The organism is Escherichia sp. E14V7 (genome assembly GCF_004212225.1).
Lineage (GTDB): Bacteria > Pseudomonadota > Gammaproteobacteria > Enterobacterales > Enterobacteriaceae > Escherichia.
This window is the reverse complement of record NZ_RHJJ01000001.1, coordinates 339,556-356,780: the sequence shown is the minus strand read 5'-3', so window position 1 is coordinate 356,780 and position 17,225 is coordinate 339,556. Positions and strand designations below refer to the sequence as shown.

15 protein-coding genes are annotated in these 17,225 nt (G+C 40.7%); 8 read left to right on the top strand and 7 right to left on the bottom strand.

The window, feature by feature from the left end; genetic code table 11:
• Positions 1 to 13: 13 nt before the first annotated feature.
• A complete protein-coding gene (tssB, locus tag D9741_RS01735) occupies positions 14 to 511 on the bottom strand; it encodes a type VI secretion system contractile sheath small subunit (protein WP_130207941.1) in 498 nt (165 codons plus the stop codon).
• A 643-nt stretch (positions 512 to 1,154) separates the two neighbouring features.
• On the opposite strand from tssB, the gene D9741_RS01730 reads away from it, so the two are divergent.
• From D9741_RS01730 to D9741_RS01695, 8 genes are all read left to right on the top strand, one after another.
• Positions 1,155 to 1,646, top strand: a complete 492-nt coding sequence (locus tag D9741_RS01730; RefSeq protein ID WP_130218057.1) for a hypothetical protein — start codon at positions 1,155 to 1,157, stop codon at positions 1,644 to 1,646.
• Positions 1,643 to 1,978: a lysozyme inhibitor LprI family protein gene (locus D9741_RS01725; RefSeq protein ID WP_130207945.1), complete on the top strand. Its 336-nt coding sequence runs from the start codon at positions 1,643 to 1,645 to the stop codon at positions 1,976 to 1,978. Before D9741_RS01730 ends, D9741_RS01725 begins: the two co-directional genes overlap by 4 nt.
• A gap of 722 nt (positions 1,979 to 2,700) precedes the next feature.
• Complete coding sequence (locus D9741_RS01720; protein WP_130218059.1) at positions 2,701 to 3,684, top strand: KpsF/GutQ family sugar-phosphate isomerase; 984 nt, start codon at positions 2,701 to 2,703, stop codon at positions 3,682 to 3,684.
• Positions 3,685 to 3,755: 71 nt separating this feature from the next.
• On the top strand, positions 3,756 to 4,904 hold the full coding sequence (locus D9741_RS01715; RefSeq protein ID WP_130218061.1) for a capsule biosynthesis protein: 1,149 nt from the start codon (positions 3,756 to 3,758) through the stop codon (positions 4,902 to 4,904).
• Positions 4,905 to 4,927: 23 nt separating this feature from the next.
• Positions 4,928 to 6,604 (top strand): polysaccharide biosynthesis/export family protein, encoded by a 1,677-nt coding sequence (locus D9741_RS01710; protein WP_032226219.1) that lies wholly within the window; start codon positions 4,928 to 4,930, stop codon positions 6,602 to 6,604.
• A gap of 9 nt (positions 6,605 to 6,613) precedes the next feature.
• Positions 6,614 to 7,354: a 3-deoxy-manno-octulosonate cytidylyltransferase gene (gene kdsB, locus D9741_RS01705; protein WP_130218063.1), complete on the top strand. Its 741-nt coding sequence runs from the start codon at positions 6,614 to 6,616 to the stop codon at positions 7,352 to 7,354.
• A complete protein-coding gene (locus tag D9741_RS01700; protein ID WP_130218065.1) occupies positions 7,351 to 9,378 on the top strand; it encodes a capsular polysaccharide biosynthesis protein in 2,028 nt (675 codons plus the stop codon). Before kdsB ends, D9741_RS01700 begins: the two co-directional genes overlap by 4 nt.
• Before the next feature lie 34 nt (positions 9,379 to 9,412).
• On the top strand, positions 9,413 to 10,618 hold the full coding sequence (locus tag D9741_RS01695; protein ID WP_130218067.1) for a capsular biosynthesis protein: 1,206 nt from the start codon (positions 9,413 to 9,415) through the stop codon (positions 10,616 to 10,618).
• Positions 10,619 to 10,768: 150 nt separating this feature from the next.
• Here the strand turns inward: D9741_RS01695 and D9741_RS01690 are convergent, their stop codons facing one another.
• From D9741_RS01690 to D9741_RS01665, 6 genes are read right to left on the bottom strand one after another with little or no spacing between them, the layout of a single operon-like run.
• On the bottom strand, positions 10,769 to 11,998 hold the full coding sequence (locus tag D9741_RS01690; protein ID WP_130218069.1) for an alpha-2,8-polysialyltransferase family protein: 1,230 nt from the start codon (positions 11,996 to 11,998) through the stop codon (positions 10,769 to 10,771).
• Positions 11,988 to 13,136: a DUF6716 putative glycosyltransferase gene (locus D9741_RS01685; protein ID WP_130218071.1), complete on the bottom strand. Its 1,149-nt coding sequence runs from the start codon at positions 13,134 to 13,136 to the stop codon at positions 11,988 to 11,990. Before D9741_RS01685 ends, D9741_RS01690 begins: the two co-directional genes overlap by 11 nt.
• A complete protein-coding gene (gene neuC / locus D9741_RS01680; RefSeq protein ID WP_130218073.1) occupies positions 13,129 to 14,304 on the bottom strand; it encodes a UDP-N-acetylglucosamine 2-epimerase in 1,176 nt (391 codons plus the stop codon). Before neuC ends, D9741_RS01685 begins: the two co-directional genes overlap by 8 nt.
• Complete coding sequence (locus D9741_RS01675) at positions 14,301 to 15,557, bottom strand: GDSL-type esterase/lipase family protein (RefSeq protein WP_130218075.1); 1,257 nt, start codon at positions 15,555 to 15,557, stop codon at positions 14,301 to 14,303. Before D9741_RS01675 ends, neuC begins: the two co-directional genes overlap by 4 nt.
• On the bottom strand, positions 15,557 to 16,597 hold the full coding sequence (gene neuB, locus D9741_RS01670; protein ID WP_130218077.1) for an N-acetylneuraminate synthase: 1,041 nt from the start codon (positions 16,595 to 16,597) through the stop codon (positions 15,557 to 15,559). The genes D9741_RS01675 and neuB overlap by 1 nt, the downstream gene beginning before the upstream one ends.
• Positions 16,594 to 17,217 (bottom strand): acetyltransferase, encoded by a 624-nt coding sequence (locus tag D9741_RS01665; RefSeq protein WP_130218079.1) that lies wholly within the window; start codon positions 17,215 to 17,217, stop codon positions 16,594 to 16,596. Before D9741_RS01665 ends, neuB begins: the two co-directional genes overlap by 4 nt.
• Positions 17,218 to 17,225 lie beyond the last annotated feature (8 nt).

Here is a 17,225-nt window from a genome sequence, read left to right as displayed (position 1 = left end):
ATCGTCATGATCGTTATGGCTGTTTTGGGGCCAGGGCTGAGAGTTCGGCTCTGAGTTCTGCGCTTAATGCCGGGTCCAGCAGAATATTTTCCAGTTCTTTGCGGAAAGCCTGGTTATCCAGAAGATTTGCTTTTAAATCACGCAGTAAATTACGCATGGAAAGCATGGCCTTCAGCTGTGGTATTTGCCGGGAGACTTGTTCCGGGGAAAAATCCTTTATACTGCGGAATGTCAGTTTGATGCTGTCTTCGCTATCGTCATCAGCAAGCGTATTTTTAACGATAAGATTTACTTTTGGGGAATAATCAAAAAGGACTGCGTCAAAGTTATTTTTGTTAAGATTAACTTTTTTACGCTCTGATAATGGCGCGGATTCCTGACCATTACTAAAATCACCCGCAATAAGTAGCTTAAGGGGTAATTCCATTTTTTTGCTTGCGCCACCTGTATGCAGTTCTAATTTTAGATTAATACGGGCCTTCGGGATCTCCCGCTGGAAGCTGTCACTCATAGTTCCCTCACGTAATTCAGTTAAAGTCAAATTAACAACAATATTTCCTTAACCGGATACTAGGGCAATATCAATTTAAAAAAAACAATATAGATCAATAAATTGAATATAAAAAACAATAAGAAATATGCCAAAAAACAAGAATAATTTTAGACATATCAAGCAATTAAAAAACGACTTTATACATGTTCTGAATTATATTTTCATTACGTAACTACATTATTTTTTATACCCTAACCCAGATTATACGAAGTGCGAAATGCTGACTTATTATATAACAACATTCTTCATGATCCTCAGGCGGCAGCCCTGAGTGTTTTTGCGATGTAATATCGAAGTAATTCGTTTGTATATAAAATCTATTACTATAGTAAACCGTGAATATTCACCATGCACTGGCATTTCCTCTTTGCACGCTCCAGCTTAAAGTCAAACCAGTTTCTATTAGGTTAAATACCGTAGAAAGAAGATTTACTTATTAATATTTTTATTTCAGGTAATCGGAATTTTGCATTTTTGCATCCAGAAGCACCTTCAGGAATACTCTGATTAAGCATAAACATTGATGCAGCGCAGCAAATTATTTATTTTCACCACTTATATTCACATAGACATTGTAATTGCACAGTAAAAGTAGGTACTTATGCGTAATGGCGTATTTCGGATTAGTAAGTATTTGGTTGTTATTACTGCGATATCCTGTATGTATACCGGATTTGCATTTGCAACGAACGTCACATTGAACTCTGTCCAGGTAAAACATCTGAATAGCGTTATCAATCGTGAGGTAAAAGGGAAGAATGACCGTAATTTTGTCAATAACAACTGGACTGAAGCTCAGCGCGTAGCCGAATTTATTTGCCGACCGCTCGCACTAAAAGAGCTGCAGAAGCAGTACCCCGACGTAGATAAGGTTATTTTCGATCAGGGAAAACATAATATGCAGCGACTGATCTCACCTGCACTACTGACAGGCAATGGCCAGTACCGTAGGGGGATTAGCTGGACGCCGTTTCACTACGAATGTCAACTGTCAGTAAAAACCGGGGAAGCAACAGGATTCAGGCTGACGAGAAACAGAGTCCTGACCATGGCTCCTGGGCCAGTTATCCGATCTGAAGGAGCCAACCAGTGAAAAATATACTTACGGCATTTCTCATCATTACGTTGCCTGCTTTCTCTGTCACGGCAGCCAGTTTTGACTGTCGGCTGGCCCGCAGTGCGGATGAAAAAGCGATTTGTGCATCGCGTACCCTCAATGACATGGATGTGGAGATGAGCGTTAAATACAAATTTCTCCACGGGCTTTACGCAATGGGTGCCGCCGGGGAACTAAAAGAATCACAGGCACAGTGGCTGACAGAACGACGCCGCTGTGGCAGTGACAAACCCTGCCTGAGAGAAATATACAGAAAGCGCTTAACAACGTTGAACCATCTTTATGACGCGATTAACAAACCACTCTGAATCCAGAGTGGGCTCGTTGGTTGTTGGAAGTGCCTTCAAGCGAGGCACTTCCTTATCAGTGTGCACAGTTATTAGTTAGCGAATGATAATCCCAGTCATTATTTTTTAATTTAATAATAGTTTCCACGGAAAATATATACGGTGATAAATGCACCCCTGTTTGATTTAAAAACATATTTATCGCCATAAATAATCAATCGCAAAACTATCATGCTGGTCAATATTCACCGCAAAAAATTTGTTATTCTCTTCTGCTTTACAGGGGGATTGTAAGCCTGTTTATTATATTCAGCTTAAATAGTTAATCACAAAATATCATCGCCATTACTGACGTGTTTTATTTATTGATAACAGTGACATACGTTCTTTTTTTATAAGCAAACAATCAATCACTAAATTGTTTTTCGACTTAATAGTTAATCGCGAAACATTTTAATGATTGATAAAAATCCTAAATTCCTTGTTCATAATGTAGGGGTGTGTTAAATAGGTGGGCAAAATTTGGTTCCCCCTTCTCGCCTGTAATATTGCAGCATCTTCGCACTTCCACGAGACATTGCGACTTAATAAGAAGGTGATAAGCCCAACATAAGCACATGGGCTGACCATGGTTTTATATTCATTAAAACACTTTGTTATAAGCAATTGATTTAATATCAATAATTTATTGTTGGTTCGGGTTTGTTGTGACTATGGCATTATTTCCGAGCAAAGGAGTTGATATGTCTGAAAGACATTTCCCTGATGACCAGAGCAGTACTATCGATCCATATTTAATTACCTCGGTTTGCCAGACTCTGGCAGAACAAGGTGCTGCATTACAAAACTTGTCCAAACAGTTGGATTCCACTCAGTACCAGCGTGCTCTTGAATTGATAATTAATTGTAAAGGACACGTTATTCTTTCGGGAATGGGTAAATCAGGGCATGTTGGTCGAAAAATGTCTGCGACTCTGGCCTCTACGGGTACGCCGAGTTTCTTTATTCATCCCGCAGAAGCTTTCCATGGCGATCTGGGCATGATTACGCCTTACGATCTTCTGATCCTTATTTCTGCCAGCGGCGAAACAGATGAAATCCTGAAGCTCGTCCCGTCACTGAAGAATTTCGGCAACCGAATTATCGCCATTACCAATAATGGAAATTCCACGCTGGCGAAAAATGCCGATGCCGTGCTGGAACTCCACATGGCGAATGAAACCTGCCCGAATAATCTTGCACCAACAACGTCTACCACGCTGACCATGGCGATCGGCGATGCATTGGCGATTGCCATGATCCACCAACGCAAATTTATGCCGAATGATTTTGCGCGCTATCACCCGGGCGGTTCATTAGGCCGTCGCCTGCTGACCCGCGTTGCGGATGTCATGCAACATGATGTCCCTTCGGTTCATCTGGATGCCCCCTTTAAAACGGTGATTCAACGTATCACCAGCGGTTGCCAGGGAATGGTGATGGTAGAAGACGCAGAAGGCGAGCTGGCGGGCATTATCACCGACGGTGACCTGCGTCGCTTTATGGAAAAAGAAGATTCTCTGACATCCGCCACGGCGGCGCAGATGATGACGCGTAAACCGCTGACGTTGCCAGAAGAAACCATGATCATCGAAGCGGAAGAAAAGATGCAAAAACACCGCGTCTCGACGTTATTGGTGACCAACAAGGCGAACAAAGTCACTGGTCTTGTGCGCATTTTCGACTAATTAAGCAACAGGGCGCGAGAGTTAACTCTCTCATTGAATTTGCGCCCCACTGAAACTCTGATAATCGTTACATGTTGATGAAAGTGAAGTCTGCCGTATCCTGGATGCGTGCTCGTTTGTCTGCCATCTCACTGGCAGATATCCAAAAACACCTGGCGAAAATCATCATTCTGGCACCGATGGCAGTGCTGCTGATCTATCTGGCTATTTTCAGCCAGCCTCGCTATATGAGCGAGTCGAAAGTCGCCATTAAACGCTCAGATGATTTAAACAGTGGCAGCTTAAATTTTGGTCTGCTATTGGGTGCCTCTAACCCGAGTTCCGCAGAGGATGCGTTATATCTGAAAGAGTACATCAACTCTCCAGATATGCTGGCAGCGTTAGATAAGCAACTGAATTTTCGCGAAGCGTTTAGCCACAGCGGGCTCGATTTTCTTAATCATCTTAGCAAGGATGAAACCGCAGAAGGCTTCCTGAAGTACTACAAGGACCGTATCAACGTTTCGTATGACGATAAAACCGGATTGCTCAATATTCAGACGCAGGGCTTTAGCCCGGAGTTTGCGCTTAAGTTTAACCAGACCGTGCTGAAAGAGTCAGAGCGCTTTATCAATGAGATGTCACATCGCATTGCGCGTGACCAGCTTGCCTTTGCGGAAACGGAAATGGAAAAGGCACGCCAGCGTCTGGACGCCAGCAAAGCGGAACTGCTCTCTTATCAGGACAACAACAACGTTCTGGATCCACAGGCACAGGCGCAGGCAGCGAGCACGTTAGTGAATACGCTGATGGGCCAGAAGATCCAGATGGAAGCGGACCTGCGGAACTTGCTGACGTATCTGCGCGAGGACGCCCCGCAAGTTGTGAGTGCACGTAATGCGATTCAGTCATTGCAGGCACAAATCGATGAAGAAAAAAGCAAAATCACAGCGCCACAGGGTGACAAGCTAAACCGTATGGCGGTGGATTTTGAGGAAATCAAATCAAAAGTAGAGTTCAACACCGAGCTCTACAAACTGACGCTGACCTCCATTGAAAAGACCCGTGTAGAAGCGGCTCGTAAGCTCAAGGTGCTGTCTGTGATCAGTTCGCCACAGTTGCCGCAGGAATCCTCTTTTCCAAACATCCCTTATTTGATCGCCTGTTGGTTACTGGTGTGCTGCCTGCTGTTCGGCACCCTGAAACTGTTGCTGGCTGTTATTGAAGATCACCGAGATTAACGCTGTCGCTGAATGAGTTTGTGATGAAATTATTTAAATCAATTTTACTGATTGCCGCCTGTCACGCGGCGCAGGCCAGCGCGGCCATTGATATTAACGCTGACCCAAACCTGACAGGAGCCGCACCACTGCCCGGTATTCTGAGCGGACAAAAGTCGGATACGCAAAACATGAGCGGCTTCGACAATACCCCGCCGCCCGCACCGCCGGTGGTAATGAGCCGTATGTTTGGTGCTCAACTTTTCAACGGCACCAGCGCGGATAGCGGTGCGACGGTGGGATTCAACCCTGACTATATTCTGAATCCGGGCGATAGCATTCAGGTTCGCTTGTGGGGTGCGTTCACCTTTGATGGTGCGTTACAGGTTGATCCCAAAGGTAATATTTTCCTGCCGAACGTTGGTCCGGTGAAAGTTGCTGGCGTCAGTAATAGTCAGTTAAATACCCTGGTCACATCCAAAGTGAAGGAAGTGTACCAGTCCAACGTCAACGTCTACGCCTCCTTATTACAGGCGCAGCCAGTAAAAGTGTACGTGACCGGATTTGTGCGTAATCCTGGTCTGTATGGCGGTGTGACGTCTGATTCGTTACTCAATTATCTGATCAAGGCTGGCGGCGTTGATCCAGAGCGCGGAAGTTACGTTGATATTGTGGTCAAGCGCGGCAACCGCGTGCGTTCCAATGTCAACCTGTATGACTTCCTGCTGAACGGTAAACTGGGGCTTTCGCAGTTCGCCGATGGTGACACCATCATCGTTGGGCCTCGTCAACATACGTTCAGCGTCCAGGGCGATGTCTTTAACAGCTACGACTTTGAGTTCCGCGAAAGCAGCATTCCCGTAACGGAAGCATTGAGCTGGGCGCGCCCTAAGCCTGGCGCGACTCACATTACGATTATGCGTAAACAGGGACTGCAAAAACGTAGCGAATACTATCCGATAAGCTCAGCGCCAGGCCGTATGTTGCAAAATGGCGATACCTTAATCGTCAGCACTGACCGCTATGCCGGCACCATTCAGGTGCGGGTTGAAGGCGCGCACTCTGGCGAACATGCCATGGTGCTGCCATATGGCTCCACCATGCGTGCGGTTCTGGAAAAAGTCCGCCCGAACAGTATGTCGCAGATGAACGCGGTTCAGCTTTATCGCCCATCAGTGGCCCAGCGTCAGAAAGAGATGCTGAATCTCTCGCTGCAAAAGCTGGAGGAAGCATCTCTTTCCGCCCAGTCTTCCACCAAAGAAGAAGCCAGCCTGCGAATGCAGGAAGCACAACTGATCAGCCGCTTTGTGGCGAAAGCGCGCACCGTGGTTCCGAAAGGTGAAGTGATCCTCAACGAGTCCAATATTGATTCTGTTCTGCTGGAAGATGGCGACGTCATCAATATTCCGGAGAAAACATCGCTGGTTATGGTTCATGGCGAGGTGCTGTTCCCGAACGCGGTGAGCTGGCAGAAGGGAATGACCACCGAGGATTACATCGAGAAATGCGGTGGCCTGACGCAAAAATCGGGTAACGCCAGAATTATCGTCATTCGTCAGAACGGTGCTGCCGTCAACGCGGAAGATGTGGATTCACTCAAGCCGGGCGATGAGATTATGGTTCTGCCGAAATATGAATCGAAAAACATTGAAGTTACCCGTGGTATTTCCACCATCCTCTATCAGCTGGCGGTGGGTGCAAAAGTGATTCTGTCTTTGTAAGGAATTGAAATGAGCAAAGCAGTTATTGTCATTCCGGCCCGCTACGGCTCCTCGCGCCTGCCGGGTAAGCCACTGCTCGATATTGTTGGCAAACCGATGATCCAGCACGTTTACGAGCGTGCGTTACAGGTGGCAGGCGTTGCGGAAGTTTGGGTGGCAACAGACGACCCGCGCGTTGAACAGGCCGTGCAGGCGTTTGGTGGGAAAGCCATCATGACGCGCAACGATCATGAATCCGGCACCGATCGGCTGGTCGAGGTGATGCATAAAGTCGATGCAGATATCTACATTAACTTGCAGGGCGATGAACCAATGATTCGTCCGCAGGATGTAGAAACGCTGCTGCAAGGAATGCGTGATGACCCCGCGTTGCCAGTGGCAACGCTATGCCACGCGATTTCTGCCGAAGAAGCGACCGAGCCAAGCACGGTAAAAGTGGTGGTAAATACCCGCCAGGATGCACTTTATTTCAGCCGTTCGCCGATTCCGTATCCGCGTAATGCTGAAAAAGCTCGCTACCTGAAACACGTCGGTATTTACGCTTATCGTCGCGATGTGCTGCAAAACTACAGTCAGTTACCGGAGTCCATGCCGGAGCAGGCGGAATCACTGGAGCAGCTACGGTTGATGAACGCGGGGATCAACATTCGCACATTTGAGGTTGCCGCAACCGGGCCGGGCGTTGACACCCCGGCATGCCTTGAAAAGGTGCGCGCCCTGATGGCACAGGAACTGGCTGAAAACGCATGATTGGCATTTACTCGCCTGGCATCTGGCGTATTCCGCATCTGGAGAAATTTCTGGCGCAACCGTGCCAGAAACTTTCTCTGCTGCGTCCTGTTCCGCAAAACGTCGATGCTATCGCCGTGTGGGGGCATCGCCCCAGCGCGGCGAAACCAGTGGCAATCGCCAAAGCCGCGGGAAAACCGGTCATCCGTCTGGAAGATGGATTTGTGCGCTCGCTGGATCTTGGCGTCAATGGTGCGCCGCCGCTTTCTCTGGTGGTGGATGATTGCGGCATTTACTACGATGCCAGCAAGCCTTCGGCGCTGGAGAAACTGGTACAGGATAGAGCCGGAAATACAGCGCTGATAAGCCAGGCCAGAGAAGCGATGCACACCATCGTGACCGGGGATTTGTCGAAATATAACCTGGCGCCTGCGTTTGTGGCTGATGAGTCAGAACGTGCAGACATCGTTCTGGTTGTCGATCAGACATTTAATGATATGTCAGTGACGTATGGTAATGCGGGTCAGAATGAGTTTGCCGCCATGCTGGAAGCCGCGATTACGGAAAATCCTCAAGCCGAAATTTGGGTGAAGGTGCACCCAGATGTACTTGAAGGAAAGAAAACAGGTTATTTCGCCGATCTGCGCGCCACGCAACGAGTACGTTTGATTGCCGAGAATGTCAGCCCGCAGTCGCTGTTGCGACACGTTTTCCGGGTTTACGTCGTGACATCCCAATACGGCTTTGAAGCCTTGCTGGCAGGAAAACCAGTGACATGCTTCGGTCAGCCCTGGTATGCAGGCTGGGGCTTAACCGACGATCGTCATCCGCAATCCGCTTTGTTATCTGCCCGACGCGGTTCTGCCACGCGGGAAGAACTTTTTGCCGCAGCATACCTGCGTTACTGTCGCTATATAGACCCGCAAACGGGGGCCGCGAGCGATCTGTTTACCGTGCTGCAATGGCTACAATTACAACGTCGACATCTGCAACAGCGTAACGGCAATTTATGGGCGCCAGGCTTAACGCTGTGGAAGTCGGCGATCCTGAAACCTTTCTTGCGAACAGCGACAAACCGACTGAGTTTTACACGTCGCTGTACTGCCGCCACCGCTTGCGTGGTATGGGGTGTAAAAGGAGAACAGCAATGGCAGGCCGAAGCGCAGCGAAAATCACTGCCATTATGGCGAATGGAAGATGGTTTTCTGCGTTCATCCGGACTTGGCTCTGACCTGTTGCCGCCGCTATCGTTGGTGCTAGATAAACGCGGGATCTACTATGACGCCACGCGCCCCAGCGACCTGGAAGTACTGCTTAATCACAGCCAGTTAACGCTGGCGCAGCAGATGCGAGCTGAAAAATTACGCCAGCGGCTAGTTGAAAGCAAACTGAGCAAATACAACCTGGGGGCCGATTTCTCTCTACCAGCCGAAGCCAAAGGTAAAAAAGTTATCCTGGTGCCGGGTCAGGTAGAAGACGATGCCTCTATTAAAACTGGCACTGTCTCGATTAAGAGCAACCTTGAGTTATTACGCACAGTGCGCGAGCGTAATCCGCACGCCTACATTATTTATAAACCGCACCCGGATGTATTAGTGGGGAATCGTAAGGGCGATATTCCGGCAGAACTGACTGCTGAACTAGCTGATTATCAGGCACTGGACGCAGATATTATTCAATGCATTCAGCGCGCAGATGAAGTGCACACCATGACATCATTGTCCGGGTTTGAAGCGTTATTACATGGCAAGCAAGTTCATTGTTACGGCCTGCCCTTCTACGCCGGTTGGGGTTTAACCGTTGATGAACATCACTGCCCGCGCCGCGAGCGCAGATTAACGCTAGCAGACTTGATCTATCAGGCGTTGATTGTTTATCCAACATACATTCACCCAACACGGTTACAACCTATTACGGTTGAAGAAGCTGCGGAATATTTAATCCAGACGCCGCGCAAGCCGATGTTTATTACCCGAAAAAAAGCGGGGCGAGTCATACGCTATTACCGCAAATTAATTATGTTCTGCAAGGTCAGATTTGGCTAAACAATTTCATAGTTGACTATTACGCAAATTATTTATGCAAGACAACGCACTAACCATTTTATTATCGGGTAAAAAATATCTGCTTTTGCAGGGACCGATGGGACCTTTTTTCAATGACGTCGCCGAATGGTTAGAGTCATTAGGCCGTAACGCTGTGAATGTTGTCTTCAACGGCGGGGATCGTTTTTACTGCCGCCATCGACAATACCTGGCTTACTACCAAACGCCGAAAGAGTTTCCCGGTTGGTTGCGAGATCTCCACCGACAATATGACTTTGATACCATCCTCTGCTTTGGTGACTGCCGCCCATTGCACAAAGAAGCAAAACGCTGGGCAAAGTCGAAAGGGATCCGCTTTCTGGCATTTGAAGAAGGATATTTACGCCCGCAATTTATAACCGTGGAAGAAGGCGGAGTGAACGCATATTCATCGCTACCGCGCGATCCAGATTTTTATCGTAAGTTGCCAGATATGCCTGCGCCGCACGTTGAGAATTTAAAACCTTCAACGATGAAACGTATTGGCCATGCGATGTGGTATTACCTGATGGGTTGGCATTACCGTCATGAGTTCCCTCGCTACCGCCACCACAAATCGTTTTCCCCCTGGTATGAGGCTCGTTGCTGGGTTCGTGCATACTGGCGCAAGCAACTTTACAAGGTAACACAGCGTAAGGTATTGCCGAGGTTAATGAACGAGCTGGACCAGCGTTATTATCTTGCCGTTTTGCAGGTGTATAACGATAGCCAGATTCGCAACCACAGCAATTATAACGATGTGCGTGACTATATTAATGAAGTCATGTACTCATTTTCACGTAAAGCGCCGAAAGAAAGTTATTTGGTGATCAAACATCATCCGATGGATCGTGGTCACAGACTCTATCGACCATTAATTAAGCGGTTGAGTAAGGAATATGGCTTAGGTGAGCGAGTCATATACGTGCACGATCTCCCGATGCCGGAATTATTACGCCACGCAAAAGCGGTGGTGACGATTAACAGTACGGCGGGGATCTCTGCGCTGATTCATAACAAACCACTCAAAGTGATGGGCAATGCCCTGTACGACATCAAGGGATTGACGTATCAAGGGCATTTGCACCAGTTCTGGCAGGCCGATTTTAAACCAGATATGAAACTGTTTAAGAAGTTTCGGGGGTATTTATTGGTTAAGACGCAGGTTAATGGGGTTTATTATGGGGATAACACAACCAACCGTGAACAGAATATGTATTAAATTTCAAGTCAATATTTTTTGAAGTTTAAGTAGCTTAAAACGACATTTACATCCTCTTCAAAAAAAACAACATAACGATAATAAAACAGATTACTTTAAAATTTTATTTTACAGCTGATACTGTAATGGAATATAAAAGTCAGCTTTTTATTACTCCCCCAAGAAAATCCTTTTATCATGCAAAGAGGGAGATGTTATATCATCAGATAATATTTTAACATTATCAAAATTCTTTAAAATATCAAAATGAAGACGTAGTGTATTAATACCTTTTTGGGATTTGTCATTATTACACAATTTTATCATAAGAGGTGCTATTGAATAAGACTGACATCTTTTAGAAACTAAAGGTGCATATACCAAAGAAGATGATGTTAATCCAATTAAGTGTTTTATTTTTGTTTTTTTTATTACTGGTTCTATTAAAAAGTCTGGTTCTGTTATAAGAACTATGTCACGACACTTTGCTTTTTTTATTGCCTTTTGAATTGCATTAATATTTTTTTTAGGCTCTTTAGGGTGCGGTTTTATAAATATTCTTGCATTATCAGGCTTATCTATTCTAAGTAAGATAGAAATTAACGAATCCGCAAACAAGGTATGTTCAATCAAATATTTTTGATTTGCATATATTATATCATTTCTAGTTATAGAATATTTATGGATAACATTATCTATTCTAGTTGATGATTTAACTGATGGAGCACCTTTAAACTCAACAAATTTTTTCGCATTAAATTTTTTCTTAAGCAAAATTGGATATGTACCGTATACATTTTCAAATTTCAAATCTGGATAATGGAACAAGATAATTGAATTAATAATCTCCGAATAAAAATTAATATTTACTAATGGGTTTTCTTTTTCGGTTTTATAAGTCCCTGTCCCCTCTTCAATTAATGAACATCTTATATTATTTTTTTTGAACAAATATACGAAGATTGCATAATGTTGCGCATAGCTCATAAAATAAGCATCTTTAGCTTTTGAATTTAAAACCAAATAATTATATACGTTATAAAACCATATAACCTTTTTAAGTGAAAAAACATTTGGGAAAGTTGGAATAAATAGTACCTTGTATGAAGAAAATAATTTATTATTTATTTGCTCAACAATAATTCTTGGCATCTCAGTATTTTTTTCAGTCGCCAAAATAATAAGATAATTACTTCTCTTACTAAATTTTTGTACAAATGACTCCGCTTTTTTTAATTGCCCTAGATTACTAATTATATAAATATTTTTACTTTTTATTTTTAACGGTGATAGTAGCTTTTCAGTCTTATTTTTAGAGTTAAAAAACCATGAATCACGGAAAAATCCAATTGGATTTACAAATAATTTCCTCAACTTCTTTAAATTAGCATCAAATATCATCTTTCTTATACCTTAATAAAACCTTATGGATTTTTTTCAATGTTTTTATTTTTTTTGGTCCTAATGATAAAAAGAAATTTAAAAAGATCAAAAACAATATAATTAATGTAGATCTTTTAATCTCAACAGTTTCAACTTTAACATTTGACGGCATTTTTAAAATATCATTCAAAATCTTATTTTGAATATCCTTGGAGTAATAAAGGTTCTCCTTCATCCATTTTTTTTTAATGCGTGGAATGTGTTTAAAATTAAACTTATTATAGTCAACAATAAGTCCAGACCTTGAAAAATAACATTGCCCATTACAGGAATGATTAAACCCATTTATTAAATAAACCTTAATTTTATTAGCCAGACAATATATTGCGGCCGAAGAAGATATTGTAATACAACATTCAACTTTAGAAACTAAAGAATCAATATTATCATTACTAAATGTTATATTTTTCAAATCGAAGCGTTCAATGTATTCCTTAATATCAAAAACAATTGAGTCTGGTGATATAAGAGGATTTCGAGATTTAAAAATAAAATTCATATGCGGATGTTTCTTAATTACTCTAATCAAAAAACGAGCATATTCTATCCTCTTTATTGGCATCAAGGGCTCATTAACTTGATCAACGATAAGACAAGCATTCTCACTTTTTGCATTGATATTGACATTTTTAATCCATGGTGGACCAAAAAGAACTCCATTAAAAGGAACCCCTATTATTTTACAAATTTTTTTATACGTTTTAATATCTTTAGGGGAGTTAATAAGCAAATAGTGACTATTAGATTTTGAAATAAAAGCTTCTATCTGAGAAGTGAGGACAATGCCAGGAAAACAAGATATAATTATTGTATTTTTCGTTCTTACAGTATTAACAATTTCATGAAGATCCCTCCCACCGGTTGAACAAAAAATAAAATCAATATCAATGAAAGTAAAAAAATAAACAAAGTCATCAGGATAGAATACAACTATCTTTTCATCTAAATTTTTTTTTACAAAGTCTTGTAGCGAATTGTCTAGGCAGCAAAAAAATAAATCATATGAATCAATATCTATCTGCTCAAAAATATTTTTCAAAGCTAAAAAATGAGAATCATAACGAAAGACAAAACAAAGCACTTTTTTTCTAGTCATAACTGGTAGTACATTCTGGGATGTCATAAAAATCTTTGTAATCTTTATTTTCTGATTTAATAAAATCCTTAATAATTCTAACAGCATTAATTAAAGCATTTTCTTTAAAATAAGGATTACTAGATGACTGTACAACACTAATAAATTTCTCATCTTGAGATATGTTTATCCCTCTGACGATTGCATTTTTTTCAACAGGTACATCTATTACACTGGCTCCACGAACACGACCTTTTTGCCTATCACCAATGTTAATCGTTGCAACTTTTAAAGATGGAACCTCAATTAAACCAGAGGAGGAGTTCCCAATTAGCCCACAAGAGTATTTAATCATTGCCAAATAATCTTCTGAACGAATAGAAATCAGATATCTGAACTTATACTCTTTGCAAAAATCTTTTACTCTCCTCTGAATTATATCAGAACCAGTGTCAGCGTTACTGCCAATAAAAATAAAGTCGTGAGTATTTTTAAAAAAAGAAATCGCTGTTAATAACTCATCTATTTGATCATTAACCGACTGCGTGGAAAGTGTTTCAGGATGGAATACTACAACAAAGTACCGTTTTAACAGTGAACCATATTTTAGTTCCAACTCCTGCTTGTTTGGTAAATGCAATGAAAGAGCATTTTCTGCACCAAGAGAACCAATATTAAACACACAGTCAGGCTTTTCACCTAGCTGAATTACTCGTTTTTTGTACTCTTCTGTAGAAGTAAGATGGAGTTTACTCATTTTAGTAATTGAATGCCTAATAAATTCATCATAATTAGCTAATGTCTTTTCACCACCATGAATATGAATTAATGGAATATTATGCATTGATGCTGCGATAGCGACTGAAAATATTTCATATCTATCGCCTAAAACCATAACCGCATCATATGTGTTATTTGAAAAAAAATCACCAAACGAATTGAGGCAAACACTCATTGAATGAAGAATGTGAGTATGTGAAGTTGTATTGATATTTATATCCACAACCTTTATGATATTAAAATTATCTTGTTCTATAATATGTATTGTATTCCCATACGCATTATCACAATGCATTCCTGTAACCGCCAAATCAAGCTGTATTTCTGGAGTTTCTCTTAGCATTGTCAAAAGTCTCCGAACTATTCCATATTCAGCTCTAGAGCCTGTTACGTATAATATTTTTTTCATTTAACAATCTCCGTTATTTCGTTTTCTAATACCGTATACCCATTACTATTAAAATGTAACCCATCATAAGTATACATTTTATTTAGATTGCCATAAGAATCTTTTAAAACGTGATCCAAGCTAATAAACTTCGCAAAATCTACATTCTCTCGAAGATAAGAATTTAAATCATTAATTATTCTATTATCTCGGTCAATACGCCCAAAAACAGGAGGAACAGACAATAAATAAATTTTTGATGCAGCATTTTTCTTGTTTATATACTGGCATGTTTTCTTCAAATACCACAATGTGTCTTCTTTTTTCCAATCACTAGCAACTATATCATTAGTTCCAAAAAAGATGAAAACAAACTCTCCGAAGTTAACAATCAGCTCTTTCTCAATAATATACTCATAGTACTCCTTCGAGTTTATACCAGCGATACCTAAGTTATTAACTTTTCTATCATTTATTTTTTTTATATCCCAATAATCAAACAGCGAGTGTCCAATTAAAGTTATATCACTTACACTATCAAATTCATTTTGTTTCTCATTGATTCTATTATGTATGTTTTGATGAAGTATTTTCTGTCTATTTTTTTTTTGCTGAATGGTAATTGCAAGTTCGAAATCCATTCTATCATCTATATCTAAAGAGCTTTCCTTATCCATAATATAAGCTAGTGAATGCCTACCAAAAAAATGCTTTGTATGAAGATAATGCTGCTTATTAGCTATAAATATAGCTCCATTCGGATGATATTCTACTATTGAGTTTCGATTATATTTACTATAATCAAGGTCAAAAAAAGACAATGTCGAGTAATCATCTAATGGTCTAATTATTTGTGATGGTTTATTGCTTCTAGTAACAGAAACAACACATTGGTATTTTTCTGAAGTTTGATATAACTTTACAGCTTCAATAATATGGGCAGAATCTCTAAAGGGTGAAGTTGGTTGTAATAAAGCAAAGTTCTCATAATCAGTATATATACTTAACGCATGTTTTATAAATTCAAATGATGATGCTTTATCAGTTGCTAGCTCTTCCGGTCTCAGCAAAAAATCAGCACCATATGACTCTGCTATTGATCCATACTGTTCGGAGTCAGTTGTCACAATTACTTTATCAAACATTTCGGACTGCAAGGCAGCCTCAATTGTATAAGCAAGAAGAGGTTTATCTATCAGCATCAAAGCATTTTTATTTATCAACCCTTTAGATCCACTACGGGCTGGAATTATCGCAATAATTTTTGTTCTCATTATTCCCCCTGATTTTTGAATTCGCTATGAATTATTAATTCATCTGGAAAAAAGTCTTGCTCTGCTATTTTACCCAATAAATTATACCACTCCATCGGACTGATACCATTACCAGGTCTTTTTGTTGTTATATTTTTTTCTGAAAAAACCTCACCTTTTTTTATCTCTGTTTTAGCTATAATAGACTTTCTTGCTACGATTTTATTCTTCCTTTCTGAAGCTGTAACCACTTTACTATTTGAACCTAAAGATTTTTCAACACACCTGACCCCAATACATAGATGTTTCAGTTCATCAGGTTCTATTGAGGCCAAATGATCTGGGCCAGGCATAGATTTATCTAAAGTAAAATGTTTTTCAATAAAAGTTATTCCATAAGGCACCGCCGCAATAGCTGCATAAAATCCGCTAGAATGATCAGAGAAGCCTATGTTATTCATAGGAAAGTGTTTTTTCAAATCATTAATAGCATTAAGGTTTACATCTTCAAAGGGCGTTGGATATTCAGTATTGCAATGTAATATTGTAATATTATTAACTGGAACTTTATTATTTATAAAGATAGAAACAGACTGTTTTATCTCATTAATAGTTGCCATTCCTGTTGATATTATTATTTCCTTATCAGGAATTGGAAGCTTGGCTATTTTTTCAAGGTACGGTAAATTCAATAACTCACCTGAAGGGATTTTCCATATTTTTTGTTTTAAAGATGCTAAAAAATCAATAGAGTCTTCGTCAAAAGGGGTAGAAAAAACATCTAAATTTAAACTGGATGCATATTCCATTAGATGGATATAATCGTCATACTTCATTTCTAGCTTTTTTGTCATTTCTAACTGAGATTCTAATTCTCCTGTGTTTTTTATTTGATACTCTGCCTTAGGTGCAATAGCAGAAATTAACTTATCAGCTTTAAATGTTTGGAATTTTACTGCATTAACACCAGCCTCTTTGGCTTTTAATATCATTTCTCTTGCAATATCAACACTACCATTATGATTGCAACCAATTTCAGCAACGATATATATATTACTCATTCATTCCCCCTAATTAATCTTGTTGGAGTCCCAGCAACTACAACATTACTTGGTATATTTCTAATTACAACCGACCCAGAACCAATAATACTTTTTGAACCTAGCTTCAACTGGCCATTTACAACAGTACAGCTACCAACAAAAGTTTCTTCTCCGACAGAAACATCACCATTAAGTACAACATTAGTAGAGATATTGCTACAGCAGCCTATTTCATTACCATGTTCAATTAAACTCCTAGTATTTATTACAACGGCATCATGTATTCTTGTATCACGGTTGAGTATACACATTTTACCAATAAAAATCCCATCACCCAATATGATATTTGGTGATAGAATAGCCGTTTTATCTATAATGTTAATTAAGCGTAGATTATGTTTCTTTATGATGTTTAAATAGTGCTTCCTAGTTGATGGTTTGCCTATCCCAATAAAATAATAATAATTATCCTTATTCTCAATATCTGCAATATCATTACCTAATATTGGATATGATTGATGATAACCACTTTTATATTTATCGATAAATCCTATTAACTCATAATGTTTATGATTTAAGCTGTCAATTATAGATTTTGAAAAACCACCCGCACCAAATATTATTAACTTTTTACTCATGATATGTC

What these genes read in the sequence shown, in the direction of transcription:
- D9741_RS01685 (WP_130218071.1), bottom strand. Translation starts at nt 13,136, where the DNA reads ATGACTAGAAAAAAAGTGCTTTGTTTTGTCTTTCGTTATGATTCTCAT.
- D9741_RS01675 (WP_130218075.1), bottom strand. Translation starts at nt 15,557, where the DNA reads ATGAGAACAAAAATTATTGCGATAATTCCAGCCCGTAGTGGATCTAAA.
- neuB (WP_130218077.1), bottom strand. Translation starts at nt 16,597, where the DNA reads ATGAGTAATATATATATCGTTGCTGAAATTGGTTGCAATCATAATGGT.
- D9741_RS01695 (WP_130218067.1), top strand. Translation starts at nt 9,413, where the DNA reads ATGCAAGACAACGCACTAACCATTTTATTATCGGGTAAAAAATATCTG.
- kdsB (WP_130218063.1), top strand. Translation starts at nt 6,614, where the DNA reads ATGAGCAAAGCAGTTATTGTCATTCCGGCCCGCTACGGCTCCTCGCGC.
- neuC (WP_130218073.1), bottom strand. Translation starts at nt 14,304, where the DNA reads ATGAAAAAAATATTATACGTAACAGGCTCTAGAGCTGAATATGGAATA.
- D9741_RS01720 (WP_130218059.1), top strand. Translation starts at nt 2,701, where the DNA reads ATGTCTGAAAGACATTTCCCTGATGACCAGAGCAGTACTATCGATCCA.
- D9741_RS01715 (WP_130218061.1), top strand. Translation starts at nt 3,756, where the DNA reads ATGTTGATGAAAGTGAAGTCTGCCGTATCCTGGATGCGTGCTCGTTTG.
- D9741_RS01665 (WP_130218079.1), bottom strand. Translation starts at nt 17,217, where the DNA reads ATGAGTAAAAAGTTAATAATATTTGGTGCGGGTGGTTTTTCAAAATCT.
- D9741_RS01730 (WP_130218057.1), top strand. Translation starts at nt 1,155, where the DNA reads ATGCGTAATGGCGTATTTCGGATTAGTAAGTATTTGGTTGTTATTACT.
- D9741_RS01710 (WP_032226219.1), top strand. Translation starts at nt 4,928, where the DNA reads ATGAAATTATTTAAATCAATTTTACTGATTGCCGCCTGTCACGCGGCG.
- D9741_RS01700 (WP_130218065.1), top strand. Translation starts at nt 7,351, where the DNA reads ATGATTGGCATTTACTCGCCTGGCATCTGGCGTATTCCGCATCTGGAG.
- D9741_RS01690 (WP_130218069.1), bottom strand. Translation starts at nt 11,998, where the DNA reads ATGATATTTGATGCTAATTTAAAGAAGTTGAGGAAATTATTTGTAAAT.
- tssB (WP_130207941.1), bottom strand. Translation starts at nt 511, where the DNA reads ATGAGTGACAGCTTCCAGCGGGAGATCCCGAAGGCCCGTATTAATCTA.